15 protein-coding genes are annotated in these 17272 nt (G+C 63.8%); 5 read left to right on the top strand and 10 right to left on the bottom strand.

The features are described 5' to 3' along the window. The first annotated feature begins 23 nt into the window (after positions 1 to 23). Positions 24 to 1070, top strand: a complete 1047-nt coding sequence (locus WBH99_RS09615) for a type IV pilus twitching motility protein PilT (RefSeq protein WP_424219861.1) — start codon at positions 24 to 26, stop codon at positions 1068 to 1070. Between the two features lie 33 nt (positions 1071 to 1103). Next, a complete protein-coding gene (locus WBH99_RS09610) occupies positions 1104 to 2270 on the top strand; it encodes a PilT/PilU family type 4a pilus ATPase (protein ID WP_424219860.1) in 1167 nt (388 codons plus the stop codon). Positions 2271 to 2333: 63 nt separating this feature from the next. Here WBH99_RS09610 and WBH99_RS09605 read toward each other — a convergent pair whose 3' ends face one another. From WBH99_RS09605 to WBH99_RS09595, 3 genes are read right to left on the bottom strand one after another with little or no spacing between them, the layout of a single operon-like run. Beyond that, on the bottom strand, positions 2334 to 3491 hold the full coding sequence (locus WBH99_RS09605; RefSeq protein WP_424219859.1) for a THUMP domain-containing class I SAM-dependent RNA methyltransferase: 1158 nt from the start codon (positions 3489 to 3491) through the stop codon (positions 2334 to 2336). A 10-nt stretch (positions 3492 to 3501) separates the two neighbouring features. Further along, positions 3502 to 3918, bottom strand: a complete 417-nt coding sequence (locus WBH99_RS09600) for a CopD family protein (RefSeq protein ID WP_424219933.1) — start codon at positions 3916 to 3918, stop codon at positions 3502 to 3504. A gap of 11 nt (positions 3919 to 3929) precedes the next feature. Next, positions 3930 to 4817 (bottom strand): SDR family oxidoreductase, encoded by an 888-nt coding sequence (locus tag WBH99_RS09595; protein WP_424219858.1) that lies wholly within the window; start codon positions 4815 to 4817, stop codon positions 3930 to 3932. 46 nt (positions 4818 to 4863) lie between these two features. Here WBH99_RS09595 and WBH99_RS09590 point away from each other — a divergent pair, with 46 nt between their 5' ends. Further along, on the top strand, positions 4864 to 5880 hold the full coding sequence (locus WBH99_RS09590; RefSeq protein WP_424219857.1) for a CDP-6-deoxy-delta-3,4-glucoseen reductase: 1017 nt from the start codon (positions 4864 to 4866) through the stop codon (positions 5878 to 5880). Positions 5881 to 6081: 201 nt separating this feature from the next. Here the strand turns inward: WBH99_RS09590 and WBH99_RS09585 are convergent, their stop codons facing one another. The 6 genes from WBH99_RS09585 to WBH99_RS09560 all read right to left on the bottom strand — a co-directional run bounded on the left by WBH99_RS09585 (position 6082) and on the right by WBH99_RS09560 (position 13036). Further along, positions 6082 to 6402, bottom strand: coding sequence for a type II toxin-antitoxin system PemK/MazF family toxin (locus WBH99_RS09585; RefSeq protein ID WP_424219856.1), 321 nt, complete (start codon positions 6400 to 6402; stop codon positions 6082 to 6084). Continuing rightward, entirely contained in the window at positions 6402 to 6617 is a 216-nt protein-coding gene (locus WBH99_RS09580; RefSeq protein ID WP_424219855.1) for an antitoxin MazE family protein, read from the bottom strand. Before WBH99_RS09580 ends, WBH99_RS09585 begins: the two co-directional genes overlap by 1 nt. Before the next feature lie 225 nt (positions 6618 to 6842). After that, a complete protein-coding gene (locus WBH99_RS09575) occupies positions 6843 to 8873 on the bottom strand; it encodes a c-type cytochrome (RefSeq protein ID WP_424219854.1) in 2031 nt (676 codons plus the stop codon). Between the two features lie 341 nt (positions 8874 to 9214). Beyond that, positions 9215 to 10816 (bottom strand): peptide chain release factor 3, encoded by a 1602-nt coding sequence (locus tag WBH99_RS09570; RefSeq protein WP_424219853.1) that lies wholly within the window; start codon positions 10814 to 10816, stop codon positions 9215 to 9217. A 233-nt stretch (positions 10817 to 11049) separates the two neighbouring features. Then, positions 11050 to 12699, bottom strand: a complete 1650-nt coding sequence (groL, locus tag WBH99_RS09565) for a chaperonin GroEL (protein ID WP_424219852.1) — start codon at positions 12697 to 12699, stop codon at positions 11050 to 11052. A 46-nt stretch (positions 12700 to 12745) separates the two neighbouring features. Then, positions 12746 to 13036 carry a co-chaperone GroES gene (locus WBH99_RS09560; protein WP_424219851.1) on the bottom strand — a complete coding sequence of 97 codons (291 nt, stop codon included), beginning with the start codon at positions 13034 to 13036 and terminating at the stop codon, positions 12746 to 12748. A 292-nt stretch (positions 13037 to 13328) separates the two neighbouring features. On the opposite strand from WBH99_RS09560, the gene WBH99_RS09555 reads away from it, so the two are divergent. Together WBH99_RS09555 and dacB are read left to right on the top strand one after the other, a co-directional pair. After that, positions 13329 to 15428, top strand: coding sequence for a methyl-accepting chemotaxis protein (locus tag WBH99_RS09555; protein ID WP_424219850.1), 2100 nt, complete (start codon positions 13329 to 13331; stop codon positions 15426 to 15428). Then, positions 15425 to 16828: a D-alanyl-D-alanine carboxypeptidase/D-alanyl-D-alanine endopeptidase gene (gene dacB / locus WBH99_RS09550; RefSeq protein ID WP_424219849.1), complete on the top strand. Its 1404-nt coding sequence runs from the start codon at positions 15425 to 15427 to the stop codon at positions 16826 to 16828. Before WBH99_RS09555 ends, dacB begins: the two co-directional genes overlap by 4 nt. 33 nt (positions 16829 to 16861) lie before the next feature. Here the strand turns inward: dacB and WBH99_RS09545 are convergent, their stop codons facing one another. After that, positions 16862 to 17272, bottom strand: a complete 411-nt coding sequence (locus tag WBH99_RS09545) for a DUF4870 family protein (RefSeq protein WP_424219848.1) — start codon at positions 17270 to 17272, stop codon at positions 16862 to 16864.

The raw sequence follows: 17272 nt of genomic DNA, 5'->3' as shown, positions 1-17272 counted from the left end.
CAGTACGAACCCGGGACGCATCCATGGACATCACCGAACTGCTGGCCTTCAGCGTCAAGAACAAGGCCTCCGACCTGCACCTCTCCGCCGGCCTGCCGCCCATGATTCGCGTCCATGGGGATGTGCGCAAGATCAACCTGCCCCCCATGGAGCACAAGGACGTGCATTCCATGGTGTATGACATCATGAACGACGGGCAGCGCAAGATTTACGAAGAAACCCTGGAATGCGACTTTTCCTTCGAGATCCCCAACCTGGCCCGTTTCCGGGTCAATGCCTTCGTGCAGAACCGGGGCGCCGGGGCCGTGTTCCGGACCATTCCCTCCAAGGTGCTGAGCCTGGAAGACCTGGACGCCCCCAGGATCTTCAAGGAAATCGCCGAATACCCGCGCGGCATCGTCCTGGTCACCGGCCCCACCGGATCGGGCAAGTCCACCACCCTGGCGGCCATGGTGAACCACATCAACGAAAATGACTTCGGCCACATCCTGACCGTGGAAGACCCCATCGAATTCGTCCATGAGCCCAAGAAGTGCCTGATCAACCAGCGGGAAGTGGGGCCTCACACCCTGTCCTTCAGCAACGCCCTGCGTTCCGCCCTGCGGGAAGACCCGGACGTGATCCTGGTGGGCGAAATGCGCGACCTGGAAACCATCCGCCTGGCCATGACGGCGGCGGAAACGGGTCACCTGGTGTTTGGCACCCTGCACACCTCCTCTGCCGCCAAGACCATAGACCGGGTCATCGACGTGTTCCCCGCGGCGGAAAAGGAAATGATCCGCTCCATGCTCTCCGAATCCCTGAAGGCGGTCATTTCGCAAACCCTGCTCAAGACCAAGGACGGCCAGGGCCGGGTGGCGGCCCACGAAATCATGATCGGCACCCCCGCCATCCGCAACCTGATCCGGGAAGCCAAGGTGGCCCAGATGTACTCGGCCATCCAGACCGGCCAGTCCCTGGGCATGCAGACCCTGGACCAGAACCTGCTCGACATGGTGCGCCGCAACGTGGTATCCGCCGCCGAAGCCCGCAGCAAGGCCGCCAACAAGGACGCCTTCCCCGCCGGCTGAACCCCGGCCTCACCATCTATCCGGATTCCCATCATGGAACGCGATCAGGCTCTCAAATTCATGCACGACCTCCTGCGGCTGATGTCCACCAAAAAAGGCTCGGACCTGTTCATCACCGCCGGTTTTCCCCCTGCCATCAAGATCGACGGCAAGATCACCCCGGTCTCGAACCAGACCCTCACCTCCCAGCACACGGCGGAACTGGCCCGGGCCATCATGAACGACCGGCAGGCCGCCGAGTTCGAAGCCACCAAGGAATGCAACTTTGCCATCTCCCCCACGGGCATCGGCCGCTTCCGGGTCAATGCCTTCATCCAGCAAAGCCGGGTGGGGGTGATCTGCCGCACCATCAACATGACCATCCCGAATCTCGATGAGCTCGGTCTGCCGCCGGTATTGAAAGACATCGCCATGACCAAGCGGGGCCTGGTGATTTTCGTGGGGGGCACCGGCACCGGCAAGACCACCTCCCTCGCCGCCGTGGTGGATTACCGCAACGAAAACAGCTACGGCCACATCATCACCATCGAAGACCCCATCGAGTATGTGCACGAACACAAGAACTGCATCGTCACCCAGCGGGAAGTGGGGGTGGATACGGAAGACTGGGGCCCGGCCCTGAAGAACACCCTGCGCCAGGCCCCGGACGTGATCCTGATGGGAGAAATCCGCGACCGGGAAACCATGGACTACGCCGTGGCCTTTGCCGAGACGGGCCACCTCTGCCTGGCCACTTTGCACGCCAACAGCACCAACCAGGCGATCGACCGGATCATCAACTTCTTCCCGGAAGAACGCCGCCACCAGTTGCTGATGGACCTCTCCTTGAACCTGCGCGCGCTGGTCTCCCAGCGCCTGATTCCCATGAAAGATGGCAAGGGCCGCGTTGCCGCCATCGAGATCATGCTCAACTCCCCGTTGATCTCCGACCTGATCTTCAAGGGCGAGGTGCAAGAGATCAAGGAAATCATGAAGAAATCCCGCGAACTGGGCATGCAGACCTTCGACCAGGCCCTGTTCGACCTCTACGAGCACGGCCGCATCAGCTATGAAGACGCCCTCCGGAATGCCGACTCCCTCAACGACCTGCGCCTGCAGATCAAGCTGCACAGCAAGGCCTCGGCCGACCGGGACCTGACCGCCGGCATCGGCCACCTGGCCCTGACCGAGGACCCCAAGGCACAAGACGGCCTGTTCTGAAACCGGCGCACCCAAGCAGAGCGAGGGATGCCCGCGGCCTTTCTCATGCCTGCCGCCGGCGGCTCAGGCCTCGGCCCTGATCTTGCGGTTGCTGCCCGCCACCATCTGGATTTCATACAGCCGGCATTCCAGGGCGCCGTTGAACAGGGGCGTCTTGCGGCTTGGCTTGAGGCGCAGCAGCTTGGGAAAACGGGTATCGGCCGTGAAGAAGCAGGCCGTCCAGCCGGCAAAGTGCTGCTTCAAGGTGCTGCCGATGCGGGGATACAGTTCGGCCAGCTCATCCAACTCGCCGATGCGCTCGCCATAGGGCGGGTTCGCCACCAGGATGCCGGCGGGTGCCGGAGCCTGGCGCTCGACGAAATCCGCCTGCTCCACCTGCACCACATCGCCCAGCCCTGCCTGTTGCAGATTGCGCTTGGTGGCCCGTACCGCCCGATCATCGCGATCGCTGGCGTAAATCTGCCGGAAACCGCCCTCCTGAGCCCGGGCCAGGGCAGCGTTGCGAATGCCCAGCCAGAGCTCGCGCTGGTAATGCTTCAAGGTTTCAAAACCAAAGCGCACCCGCTCCAGACCCGGGGCCCGATCCAGGGCCATGCAGGCGGCTTCGAGCACGAAGGTGCCGCTGCCACACATGGGATCGAGCAGGGGCGTGCCCGGCTGCCAGCCGCTCAGTTTGAGGATGCCGGCGGCCAGGTTTTCCTTCAGTGGCGCCTCCACGTTGGCATGGCGCAGGCCGCGCTGCCACAAAGGCGCGCCGGAAGTATCCAGGTACAAGGTGCAATCTTGCTCGGTGAGGAAGACCTGGACCCGCACATCCGGCTCCCGGGTGTCGATATTGGGGCGTTCACCGCAATGGTCGCGAAAGCGGTCGCAGATGGCATCCTTGACCCGCAGGGTGACGAAATCGAGGCTCTTCAAGGGACAGCGGATCGCCGTAGTCTGCACCCGGAAGGTGCGGAACACCTCAAAGTGCCGTTCCCAGGCCAGCTTGGCGGCCAGGCGGTAGACATCGTTCTCGCTAGTGTAGGGCGCCCTGGCCAGATACCAGAGGATGCGGGTGGCGATCCGGGATTCCAGATTGGCCTGGTAACAGCAGGCCCAATCGCCCTTGAACAGGACACCGCCCGGCATGACCCGGGTTTCCTGGGCGCCGGCCGCCTGGAGTTCATCCACCAGCAGAGCTTCCAGGCCCCGGGGGCAGGTGGCAAAAAATTTTTCCATGAAGGCAGACTCAAAAAGGTTTCAGGACGGCCAGGAATACCACGGCGAACAACACCAGCACCGGCACCTCGTTGAAGAAGCGGAACCAGACATGGTCGCGGGCGTTTTGCTGAGCCTGGAACTTGCGCAGCAAGCGGCCGCAATAAAGATGGTAGGCAATCAGGAAGACGACCAGCAAGGTCTTGGCATGCAGCCAGCCCCCGGTGTATTCAAAGCCAAACCACAGCCCCAGGCCGAGCAGCACCGCCAGAATGCCCAGCGGGGTCATGAAGCGGTACAGCTTGTGAGCCATGAGCAGCAAGCGCGCTTCTTCGGCCTTGCTGCCTTCTGGCACCATCGCCAGATTGACGAAAATGCGCGGCAAATAGAACAGCCCGGCGAACCAGGCGACCACAAAAGAAATGTGCAGGGCCTTGAGGGTGAGCATCAGGGTGGGCATCATGAGTGTTTCCTTGCTGGATGAAAGGCGGCGGCCAATCCCAGGGCCACCGTCGGGAACGACAGATCGAGGCGCAACTCCCGCCGCATGCGCCAGTTGGCAATGCGCCGGGATTCGGCCATGAACGAGCATTGCAGGGGCGACAGCTGCCCGGCCAGTTCCCCCCGCTCCAGCCGGGGCGGGCGCGGCAGGCCGGCGGCATCGGCCACCTGGTCGAAGTAATCGCCCATCTTCAGCTCGCTGTCATCGACCACATTGAAGCTGCGTCCGGCCCCGCCGCGAAACAGGGCCAGGCAGCAGGCCCGGGCCAGGTCGTCCGCATGGATGTGGTTGGTGAACACATCCGCCTCCGGTGCCAGTACCGGCATCCCGGCCTGGAGGCGTTCCAGGGGCAGACGCCCGTCCCCGTAGATGCCCGGAGCGCGCAGGATCAGCACCGGCACCCGGTTCAGGGCGCCCCAGCGCCGCAATACCTCCTCCGCATCCACCCGGCGCCGGGCCCGGGCCGAGGCGGGACGCCGGGGCCGGGTCTCGTCGATGCGGGCACCGCCGCAATCCCCATAAACCCCTGTGGTACTGATGTACACCAGGCGCCGTGGTAAACTTCGGCCCCGGCTCAAGGCCGCCAGCAGGTGGCGGGTCCGGGTATCCCGACTCCCCTCCCGCGGCGGCGGTGCCAGATGCAGCACCAGGTCCGCCAGGCCAGCCAGACGTTCCAGACTTTCAGCCCGATCCAGGTCCCCCAGCACCGGTCTGACACCCAGTTGCCGCCAGGCGGCGACCTGTCCGGGATGACGCAGCAGCGCCAGTACCCGGAAATGTCCAGTAAGCCAGGCAGCGGCACGGCGGGCCACATCCCCGCTGCCAACGATTAACAGTCTTTGCACGGCGGCATTTTAGCCGATCCATGCCAGGACCAAGGGATAAGAGAAGATGAGCTATCAGATTACCATCCAGCCCAGCGGCGCCACCTTCACCAGTGAAGCCGACGAAACCTTGCTCGAAGCTGCCCTGCGCCAGGGCCTGATCATGCCTTATGGCTGCAAGGACGGCGCCTGCGGCGCCTGCAAGGGTACGCTCAAGGCAGGCACGGTGGACCTGGGCCGTTACCAGGCCCACGCCCTGAGCGCAGAAGAGATTGAAGCCGGACAAGTGCTGCTTTGCACCAGCAAGGCCACCAGCGACCTGACCCTGGAAAACCGGCAGGTGGTCAAAGCAGGCGCGATCCCGGTCAAGACCCTGCCCGGCCGGATCGAAAAGCTGGAGAAGCTGGCGCCCGATGTCATTGCAATGCATCTGCGCCTGCCCGCCAGCGAAAAATTCGTCTTCCATGCCGGCCAGTACATCGACTTCCTGCTCAAGGATGGCAAGCGCCGCAGCTACTCCCTGGCCAACGCCCCGGAACAGGAAGGTACGCTGGAACTGCACATCCGCCTCGTCCCCGGCGGCCTGTTCACCGAGCAGGTGTTTGGCACCCTGAAAGTGAAGGACATCCTGCGCTTCGAAGGTCCTCACGGCGGCTTCTTCCTGCGCGAAGAAAGCACCAAGCCCGCGATCCTGCTCGCCTCCGGCACCGGCTTCGCCCCGATCAAATCCATCATCGGACACGCCCTCGCCCAGGACAGCCGCCGGCCCCTGCACCTCTACTGGGGCGGCCGCACCCAGGCCGACCTGTACATGCCCACCCTGCCTGAAGACTGGGCCGGCAAGTACCCGCACATCCGCTACACCCCCGTCCTCTCCGAACCCGAGCCCGGCTGGAGCGGCCGCACGGGCTTCGTGCACCGGGCGGTGATGGAGGACTACCCCAGCCTCGCCGGCCATCAAGTCTATGCCTGCGGCGCCCCGGTCATGATCGACGCCGCCCGCAAGGATTTCCTCGCCCAGTGCGCCCTGCCCGAAGAGGAGTTCTATTCGGACGCCTTCACCTTCTCGGCCCCGGGGATGTAATCGCAGGCCCGGCCGTCATTTTCAGAAGGCGGCTGCACCGAATTTCAGGAGTCGGCTGCACGGGTAGGCATCACCGTTTGCCGACTGGTGCCCATATAGGATTGCCGACAAGGCGGCAATGGGACCGCGAATCCACTTGAGCGAACCACCTGAGCCGGAACCGCTGGAAATTCCGGCGCGGCAATTCCGGCACGGCACCGGTCAAATGACGCCAGTGACCAGCAAGAGCGCCCTATCTATTGCTCTCATTCGCGCATCGTCGAGGCGGCCAAACGGTTCGCTGATTCTGGCACGCGGTCGCGTCGTGAGCTTGTCCACCTTCACTTGCGATAGTGCGTCCAGCCCGTTGGCTGGATTCGGTTCCACGGTGACGCGAAACGCGGCATTGCACAGGTCGCTTGTCACCGGGCACAGCACAACGCTTTCCAGATCGGTCAGGAGGTCGGATTGAATGATCAGTGCGGGCCGTGGTTTGCCGTAGTCACCCCGCAATGAAACCGTCACGAGGTCGCCTCGCTGCATCACTCCCAACCCTCAACGTGCGCTGCTGCCTCTTCGGTGAAGCGCAAAACTTCAGCTTCGGTCGGATCATTCTTCAGGCTCTGGCATTGCTTGCGCACCTGCGCCGCGAATTCAGGCGAACGAGTGTCCGGCACCCAAAACTGCACAGGCCGCAGCCCCGCCGCGCGCCTCCGCTCGCGGTGGCGGGCTACCTTTGATTCGTGGCTGGATGCCATGGCGCTCTCCATTGGTTGCATGCGCCGTTACATGATACCTGGCTTGCAACCATGCATGATGCGAGCTGCGCCGTGCCGCAGCATCGGGCAGGGGAGTTCCGGGCAATTCCTGCCATTCGCGGCGCGTCCGTGCATGGGTCTCAGCTGACACGGCCCGTTCAGAAGTCGGCTGCACACCGGGCGGCCAGCCCCGTGAACCGGTGCAGTCGTCTTCTGAAAATGACATCAGTAGCGGGCGTCGGCAGGCTTGGGGTCCTTGGGCCAGTCCTTGACCTTGTCGGGGAAGTCCGGACGGGGCTGGTGGCTGAAGTATTCGGCTACGTCCACCGCTTCCTGGTCGGAGAGGCCGCCCTGGCCGAGGGGAAACTTGTCGTGAAAACCGATGGGCATGTTGCGCTTCACGAAGGCGGCGGCGGTGTAGGTGCGAGCCATGCCGGCGCCGATATTGAAGGATTCCTCGCCCCAGAGCGGCGGATAGACCATCTTCCCGGCGGCATTACGCAGGCCTTCACCGTTCTCCCCGTGGCAGAGCGCGCATTGTTTGGCATAGATGCGCTTGCCGTTTTCCGGGTCCGGCTTGATGGAGCGGTCGATCTTGCCGATGCCGCGCCCGGCCACCTTGTCCTCGGGCTTGGTCTCCCGCTTCATCCAGTCGAAGTAGGCCACCATCGCCTTCATGTCCGGGGAATCCTTGGGCAGGGGCTTGCCGTTCATGGAGCGGCGAAAGCAGCCGTTGATCCGGTCTTCCAGGGTGATCACCTTGCCCGCCCGGGCCCCGTAGCTGGGGAAGAAGGCAGAGACCCCGACATAGGGCGAACCATCGGCCACCGTCCCGGCATTGAGGTGGCAGCTGGTGCAGTTGAGCTGGTTGCCGACGTGCCCGGGCAGCAGATCCCGCGTTTCCAGGTTGAGGCGCATGCCCCGCACCAGTTGCGCGGCATTGGCTTCCTTGAGCATGTCAGCCAGGCGGGGGGTCTCGAATTGGCTCGAGTCGGTAGTCTTCGGGTCGAGGGCGGCACGCATCCGGGCCACCGTGGCTGCATCCACCCCGGCGGCCCCCTCGCCCCAGCTGGCCCGGACGAAGCTCAGGATTTCCGCCAGCTCCTGATCCCCCAGGCGGGCAAAGGCGGGCATCACGAAGACCTTGGGATGCGTGGCCGTCGCCGCCGTCCCGCCTCCGGTCAGGATGATGTGCGCCAGGGTCGAGGGATCCCGGGAGAGCACGGTGGGGTTGCCTGCCAGGGGCGGGAATATCCGGCCCACGCCGCTGCCGTCCGCACGGTGGCAGTCGCCGCAGAACTGGAGGTAGCCGAGGCCGCCACGGCTGCTGAAGAGCGGCTCGGGTAGCCGGGCCTGCGCTACCGGCTGCGGCGCTTTGGCCGGCATCGCTTTGTCATCGGGCCCGGGGGGCAGGGATTTCAGATAGGTGGCCACCGCCCGCAGATCTTCATCCTTGAAGTACTGGGTGCTGTGCAGGATCACCTCGGTCATGTTGCCCGAGGCGGCCGCAAACCGGTTCTGCCCGGTCTTCAGGAACAGGGCCGTATCCTCCACCGTCCACAGGTTGCGCAGGCTGAGGGCGCGCCAGTTTTCCACGGTTTCACCGGCCAGGAAGTATTTGCCTTTGCTGCCCGCCTCGCTCATGGCCTTTTCCTGGAAGAAGAGGCCCCTGGGCGTGTGGCAGGCGCCGCAGTGGCCCAGGCCCTGGACCAGGTAGGCGCCCCGGTTCCAGGTTTCGTCCTTGCTGGAGTCCGGCTGGAAAGGGGTGTCGTCCAGGAACAGCCAGTTCCAGATCGCCAGCCCCCAGCGCATGTTGAAGGGCCAGCTCATTTCGTCGGGCTTGTTCTGCATCCGGACCGGCTTTAGCCCTTCCATCAGGTAGGCATAGAGGGCCTGCATGTCCTCCCGGATCATCTTGGCGTAGGAGGGATAGGGCATGGCCGGGTAGAGATTGTGGCCGTCGGCGGCCACCCCCTGGCGCATGGCCCGCTCGAACTGGGCGAAGCTGTAGTTGCCGATGCCGGTTTCCTTGTCCGGCGTGATGTTGGTGGAATAGAGCTTGCCAAAAGGCGTCTCCAGGGCCCGGCCGCCGGCCATGGGCGGCCCGTTTTCAGCCGTATGGCAGGCGACACAATCGCCGAGTTGGGCGAGGTAGCGGCCCCGCTCCACCAGGGCGGGGTCGGCCGCCGCCAGGGCCGAGCCGCTGGCGATGAGGGCCAGCGAAATAAGGATGCTGCGAAAGACACCATTCTTCATGTTGCGCTCCCTTTGGACTAGCCTGCCAGATCCAGCCCGGATTTTTCAAGAATCCGGGCTGGATCCCGTTTAACTCATGGCTGAAATCTGATTTACGCCGATAACGCTGCGCACGAAGCTCGAACGATACCACTCATGAAGGATTCTGCCCGCCCCAGTTACGTTTTCCCGGTATTGCCGGCTGCTCGGGGGCTGAGGCTGCGACTCAACCGGATGGCCATGATACCGAGCTCGACCCGATCCGGTAATCCGGAGGGCAGAATCCATCCGCCCTCGTCAACCGTCCAGAGCAAGCCTGGAACCTCCCCCTCATTTTGATCCGGCCGAAACCCGGGCAGCCCTCAGCCTTGCAACATCAGCCCCGCATGTTCGCGCATCAGGTGGAATTCGATCCTGGGGAAGCGCTCCCGGGTCAGGTCCAGGTCGAAGCGGGAGGTCATCAGGTAGGTCGGGGCTTGGGCGGCGTCGAGGAACATCTTGGCGCCATTGGCATGCACGAAGCGGTTCAGTTCCGCCGGGTCCGGGCAGCTGACCCAGCGGGCGCCGGCGTAGTTGGCGGTACCGAGGCGCACCTCCACCCCGTATTCGGTCTTCAACCGGTGCGCCACCACTTCAAACTGCAGCGGGCCGATCGCCCCCAAGAGCATCAGGCTGCCCATCATCGGCTTGAAGACCTGGATCGCGCCTTCTTCCCCCAGTTCCTGCAGGCCCTTGTTGAGCTGCTTGCTCTTCATGGGATCGGCCAGTTCCACGGTGCGGAACAATTCCGGCGCAAAGAAAGGCAGGCCCGTGTATTGCAGCAGTTCGCCCTCGGAGAGGGTGTCCCCCAGTTGCAGGCCGCCGTGGGTGGTGATGCCGATCACGTCGCCGGCAAAGGCCTCATCCACCCGGTCGCGGCGCTGCGAGAGGAAGGTGACGACATTGGTGGGGCGCATTTCCTTGTTGGTGCGGCGCACCTTGAGGCGCATGCCGGGTTCGAACTTGCCGGAGCAGACCCGCACGAAGGCGATCCGGTCGCGGTGCGCCGGGTCCATGTTGGCCTGGATCTTGAAAACCACACCGGAGAATTTTTCCTCCTCGGGCTTGACGGTGCGACTGAGCGCCTGGCGGGGGCCGGGGGCCGGGGCGAGGTCCACCAGGGCGTCCAGCACTTCCTGGACGCCGAAGTTGTTGATGGCGGAACCGAAGAACACCGGGGTCTGGCGGCCGGCGAGGAATGCCTCCCGGTCGAAGGCGGGCATGGCCTCCCGCACCAGTTCCATTTCCTGGCTGGCGCGGGCGTACTCGGCGCCAAAGCGCCCGGCCAGGGCCGCCTGGTCGGCGCCGTCGAGTATTTCGTCCTCGTCGGAGCGGCGCTCCTCACCCGGACGAAACACCCGCATGGAGTCATTGCGCAGGTTGTAGATGCCGTGAAAGCGCTTGCCCTGGCCGATGGGCCAGGCCAGGGGCGCGCAGGGCATGCCCAGGGTGGCCTCGATTTCGTCGAGCAGGTCGAGGGGCTCGCGCACTTCCCGGTCGAGCTTGTTGATGAAGGTGAGGATGGGGGTGTTGCGCGCCCGGCAGACTTCGATCAGGCGCAAGGTCTGGGCTTCCACCCCGTTGGCGGCGTCGATCACCATCAGGGCCGCGTCCACGGCGGTGAGCACCCGGTAGGTGTCTTCGGAAAAATCCTGGTGGCCCGGCGTGTCGAGCAGATTGATGACGCAGTCCCGGTACTCCATCTGCATCACCGAGGAGGCCACGGAAATGCCGCGCTGCTTTTCGATTTCCATCCAATCCGAGGTGGCGTGGCGGCTCGCCTTTCGGGCCTTGACGCTGCCGGCGATCTGGATCGCGCCGGCAAACAAGAGCAGCTTTTCGGTCAGCGTGGTTTTACCCGCGTCCGGGTGGGAGATGATGGCGAAGGTGCGGCGGCGGGCCACTTCCTGGGCAATGGGGGACACGAAAGCTCCTGAGAGCAGCAGGCCAAGTGCCTGATGCGTTGCAACAAAACGCGGAATGATACGGAGCCGGACGTCCCCGGGCAAGCCCAATACGCGCTGCGGGGCAAGCGCCAACCGGCTCCCCACATGACAATGCCCGTCATCTTGCGGATGACGGGCATTGTCGGGGCCGGGGTGCCGCACCGACCGGCAAGGTCGGCACAGGCCCCTTTTGGAACGGCCAGGAGCCGGGATTACATTCCCATGCCCATGCCGCCCATACCTCCCATGCCGCCCATGTCGGGCATGCCGCCGGCCGGCTTGTCTTCGACCAGCTCGGCCACCATGCAGTCGGTGGTCAGCATCAGACCGGCCACGGAGGCAGCGTTCTGCAGGGCGGAACGGGTCACCTTGGTGGGGTCCAGCACGCCCATTTCCACCATGTCACCGTAGATGCCGTTGGCAGCGTTGAAGCCGTAATTGCCGGCATTCTTGACCACTTCGTTCACCACCACGGAAGGCTCGTCACCGGAATTGGCCACGATTTCACGCAGGGGCTGTTCCAGGGCACGCAGCACGATCTTGATCCCGCAGTCCTGGTCATGGTTGTCGCCCTTGAGGCCGGAGATGTTGGCACGGGCACGCAGCAGGGCCACGCCGCCGCCGGGAACGATGCCTTCTTCAACGGCAGCGCGGGTGGCATGCAGGGCGTCCTCGACGCGGGCCTTCTTTTCCTTCATTTCGACTTCGGTGGCAGCGCCCACCTTGATCACGGCCACACCGCCGGCCAGCTTGGCGACACGTTCCTGCAGCTTTTCGCGGTCGTAGTCGCTGGTGGCTTCTTCGATCTGGACACGGATCTGCTTGACACGAGCTTCGATGGCAGCAGCATCGCCGGCGCCGTCGATGATGGTGGTGTTTTCCTTGGCCACTTCGATGCGCTTGGCCTGGCCCAGATCCTTCAGGGTAGCCTTTTCCAGGGTCAGACCGGTCTCTTCGGAGATCACGGTGCCGCCGGTCAGGATGGCGATGTCTTCGAGCATGGCCTTGCGCCGGTCACCGAAGCCGGGAGCCTTGACGGCCACGGTCTTCAGGATGCCGCGAATGTTGTTCACCACCAGGGTAGCCAGGGCTTCGCCTTCTACGTCTTCTGCGATGATGAGCAGCGGGCGGGAGGCCTTGGCAACCTGTTCCAGCACGGGCAGCAGGTCACGGATGCTGGAGATCTTCTTGTCGAACAGCAGCACGAAGGGGTTTTCCAGCAGGGCCTGCTGACGGTCGCCGTTGTTGATGAAGTAGGGAGACAGGTAGCCGCGGTCGAACTGCATGCCTTCCACCACGTCCAGTTCGTTGTCCAGGGACTTGCCGTCTTCAACGGTGATGACGCCTTCCTTGCCGACCTTTTCCATGGCCTGGGCGATGATGTCGCCGATGGAAGAATCAGAGTTGGCGGAGATCGAACCGACCTGGGCGATTTCCTTGTTGGTGGTGCAGGGCTTGGAAATCTTCTTCAGTTCTTCGATGGTGGCGGCGACGGCCTTGTCGATGCCGCGCTTCAGATCCATCGGGTTCATGCCGGCGGCCACATACTTCATGCCTTCGCGGACGATGGCCTGGGCCAGCACGGTGGCAGTGGTGGTGCCGTCACCGGCGATGTCGGAGGTCTTGGAAGCAACTTCCTTGACCATCTGGGCGCCCATGTTGGCGAACTTGTCCTTCAGTTCGATTTCCTTGGCGACGGAAACGCCGTCCTTGGTCACGGTGGGGGCGCCGAAGGAACGCTCCAGCACCACGTTACGGCCCTTGGGGCCCAGGGTTACCTTGACGGCATCGGCCAGGATATTGATGCCTTCAACCATGCGGGAACGGGCGGAATCGCCGAATTTGACTTCTTTAGCAGCCATTTGAATCTCCTATTTCTAACTATGGGATGGGTCGAGGGAAAAGCGCTCAGGCTTCCAGCACGCCCATGACGTCTTCTTCACGCATGACCAGGACTTCCTGGCCGTCGACCTTGACGGTCTGACCGGCGTACTTGCCGAACAGCACCTTGTCGCCCACCTTCAGATCAACCGCAAGGTACTTGCCATTGTCGTCACGCTTGCCGGGCCCCACGGCCAGGACTTCACCTTGATCGGGCTTTTCGCCGGCGGAATCAGGGATGACGATGCCAGAGGCAGTGGTGCGCTCGGCTTCAACGCGCTTGATGATCACACGGTCGTGCAAAGGACGGATTTTCATGGAGCAGACTCCTCTTTCAAAAAAACAGTGACAACAGGAAATTGGCGGGGCAGACCCCGGATGGCGGGAGGCCGTTAGCACTCTTCGCCGGCGAGTGCTAATAATAGGGTCGCCCTCCTCTCATTTCAAGAGCTGCTGCAGAAGATTTTTTTGCCGGCGGCGCCGGATGATCTGGCACCGTCATGAGCACATGATCCTATTGACGAATCACGGCTTAATCTTCATTCTCTTTCAGTTGGACGCCATATGACTTTCCGCCGATATTCTTAACCAGAGACGCCCGCCCCATAAAATGAAGAACAATCAGCCGGTCACCCAACGTGAAGTCGCTTTTCCTGCCGATGCTTACCTGATTTCCCGAACCGATCTCAAAGGCGTCATCACATATGCGAATGACGCCTTTGAGCAGATCAGTGGTTTTTCCCGGGCCGAATTGATCGGCCAGAGCCACAACATCGTGCGCCACCCGGACATGCCCGCCCAGGCCTTTGAAGACCTGTGGAACACGGTCAAGTCGGGCGTGCCCTGGCGGGGACTGGTCAAGAACCGCTGCAAGAACGGTGACCACTACTGGGTGGAGGCCTTCGTGGTGCCGGTCAAGAAAAACGGCCAGATCACCGGCTACATGTCGGTGCGCACACCCGCCAATGCCCAGCAGGTGAAAACCGCCGAGGCCACTTATGCCCAGTTGCGGCAAAGCAAGGCCAAGTTCAGTTCCGCCCGGGGCGGCTGGTTCGGCAAGCTGACCCTCAAGACCCGCCTGTGGACCATGCTGCTCGGCCTGATGCTGATGCTGATCCTGGGCGGCATCATGGGAGTCAAAGGCATTGCCGTAGCCAACCGGGAATTGCAGTCCCTCTACCAGAACGAGCTCGCCCCTTCCAACAAGATCAACCGCATCATGTTCTTGCTGAGCGACAACCGCTCCCAGCTCATGCTCGGCCTGCAGCATGACCCCGGCAACCCGAATGCCCGGCTCCATGACCATCCCCTGGCCCTGCACATCGACAACACCCTGAAGAACCGCCAGGAAATCAATTCCCTGCTGGAGGAGGTCAAGGCCCTCCCCATGAGTCCTGAGCAAAAAGCCTTGCTCGACAAGTTCGGGGAAGCGCGGCAGCGTTTTTCCCGGGAGGGGATAAACCCGGCCCGCGAGCTGCTGCAACAAGGGGATTACCTGAAGGCCAATGAAGTCCTGCTGCTCAACATCAACCCGCTCTACACCCGGATGCAGCAAGACGGCAACGCCCTGATCGACCGCCTGGCCCAGGCCGCCGCCCAGCGCCACACCCAGGCGGAAAAACGCTATGAACTGGTGCTGCAACTGGCGATCGGCGGCACCCTGGCGGCCCTGCTGATCGCCGTCCTCGGTGGCCACCTGCTGATCCAGGCCATCGTCACGCCCATCCGCAAGGCCCTGAGCCACTTCGAAAGCATTGCCGAAGGCAAGCTGACGGAAAATATCGACGTCTCGGGCCGCGACGAAACCGGCATCCTGCTCTGCAACCTGGGGGTCATGCAAGCACACCTGCAGGCCATGCTGGATGAAGTCCGCACGGCTTCCCGGGCCATTGACAGCAAGAGCCAGCTGCTGGAACGCCACATGAGCCAGGTCGCCGAACAGTCGCTGCAACAGCAGGACGCCGTCCAGAGCGTCGCCGCCGCCACCGAGGAATTCAGCCAGTCCGTGGCCGAAGTGGCCAGCAATGCGGGAGAAACCGCCAGCGCCGCCCGCAATTCCCAGGACCTGGTACTGAAAAGCAATGACAAGATCGGCCAGAGCATGACCGCCACCGGCAAGGTGGTCGAATCGGTCCAGGCTTCCAGCCACATCATCAACCAGCTCTCCCACGCCATCCAGAAGATCGGCGACATCACCCGGGTGATCCAGGAAATCGCCAGCCAGACCAACCTCCTCGCCCTCAACGCTGCCATCGAGGCCGCCCGGGCCGGGGAACAGGGCCGGGGCTTCGCCGTGGTGGCCGACGAGGTGAAGAAGCTGGCCGAGCGCACCGCCAGCTCCACCACCGACATTGCCACCATGGTCAGCGAAATCCAGTCGGTGGCCCAGACTGCCGTCGCCAGCATGGAGCAGGCGGCCCAGGAGGTCGGCACTGGAATCGGCATGCTGCATGAGAGCCTCTCCGGCCTGGAGGGCATCACCGGTTCCAGCCAGCAGGTCTCCAGCATGGCCCAGCAGATTTCCGAGGCCGCCCAGCAGCAAAACATCGCCAGCCAGGAAGTCGCCAGCAATATGGAGCACATCACCGACCTGATCGAGCAGAACACCGATTCCGCCCGGCAAGCCAAGATCGCGGCGGATGAGCTGTTGCAGACCGCCCACCAGCTAGATGACGTAGTCGCCCAGTTCCAGCTCTACCGACACCGATGATCCGATCCCTGACCGGGGCCGCCCTGCTGCTCTGGGCCGGTTCCCTGCTGGCCCAGGCCCTGCCGGCCAGCGTCACCCAGGCCCTGGCGGCCGCCCACATTCCCACCACGGCCGTGGCGGTGGTGGTCCAGCCCCTGGACGCGCCCCGCCCCCTGCTCGCCCACAATGCCCAGAAGGCCATGAATCCAGCTTCGGTGATGAAGCTCGTGACCACCTACGCGGCCCTGGAAATCCTCGGCCCCGCCGCCACCTGGCAGACCGGCGCCTGGGCAACCGCCGAACCCGACGCCGAGGGCCGGCTGAGCGGCCACCTCTACCTGAAGGGCAGCGGCGACCCCAAGTTGACCCTGGAAAATTTCACGGCCCTGCTGCGTCAGCTACGGGTGCGTGGCATCCGCCATATCGACGGGGACCTGGTCCTGGACCGCTCCGTTTTCGAGCTTCCCCCCTTCGACCCGGCCGCCTTCGACAATAAGCCCTTGCGCGCCTACAACGTCGGGCCGGATGGCCTGCTGCTGGATTACCGGGCCTTGCGCTTCACCCTGAAGCCCGAAGGGGAGCAGGTACGGTTCTGGAGCGAAACCCCCAGCGCTGGCCTGCAAGTGGAAGGCCGCCTGACCCCGGCCACGGGTCCTTGTGACGGCTGGCGCGACCGCCTGGAGATGCGCCAAAGCCCCGGGCGGCTGGAGATCAGCGGCCCCTACCCGGTGAGCTGCGGTGAGCGCAGCCTGTATCTCTCCCCCCTCGCCGCCGAGCCTCATGCGGAAGGTCTGTTCCGTGCCCTGTGGCAGGAACTGGGGGGAAGCATTCAAGGCCGGGTACGCAGCGGCCGCACGCCGCCCCAGGCACGCCTGCTGGCCAGTCAGGAATCCCCGCCCCTGAGCGAGGTGGTCCGGGACATAAACAAGTGGAGCAACAACGTCATGGCCCGCCAGCTCTTTCTTACGCTGGGCAGCGGCGAGGGGCAGCCATCCACCGTGGCCCGGGCCCGGGAGCGCCTGAACCGCTGGCTCGCCGCCAAAGGACTGGAATTCCCGGAGCTGGTGCTCGAAAACGGCTCGGGACTCTCCCGGGTGGAGCAAATCAGCGCCGCCCATCTCAACCGTCTGCTGCTGGCGGCCTGGCAGAGCCCGGTGATGCCGGAGTTCATGGCCTCCCTGCCCCTGGCCGGCGTGGACGGCACCATGAAGCGCCGCCTCACGGATAGCGCCGCCACCGGCCGGGCCCATATCAAGACAGGCTCTCTTGACAAAGTCAAGGCAATGGCCGGCTATGTGCTGGACGCCCAGGGCCGCCGTCATGCGGTCACCTTCATCATCAATCACCCCCAGGCCGACATGGGCCAGCCCGCGCTGGACGCCCTGTTGCTCTGGGTCAGCCAGAGCCCTTCCGCCCGCTAGCAATTCCTGATCGGCCGCCGGAACAAGGCCGGGTCAAGGCGCAGGAACCGGCATCGGCTTGCGGTCCACCAGGGCCACCCAGCCACGGATCACCCGGTACAGAACCCAGATCCCGGCCACTAACAGCACCAGGAGGGCAGCCGGCAGGCCGATGATGGTGATGGCCAGCAGCCCGGCCACGCCACACCAGAGCAGGGCATACCAGAAAGTGCGTAGTTGCCAGCGGTAATGGCTGTCCAGCCAGGTACCGGCGACGTCGCCCCGTTTGATGTAGTTGAGGATCACCGCAATGATGGAAGGCCAGCCAAACAGGAAGGCTCCGACAATGGTGGCCGAGGTCAGCACCCCGCTGAGGGCGGAAAAGGCATGCAGGCCGTACATGATGTGAGCCCAGCTGCGGGCCCCTTCCAGAGGGTCCGGTGCAAGGACAACGGGTTCGTTCAT

The sequence above is a fragment of the Azovibrio sp. genome (genome assembly GCF_049658005.1).
In the GTDB taxonomy this organism is placed as follows: Bacteria; Pseudomonadota; Gammaproteobacteria; order Burkholderiales; family Rhodocyclaceae; genus Azovibrio.
Note: the sequence above shows the minus strand (reverse complement) of the source record. Positions and strands in the feature narration are given on the sequence as shown.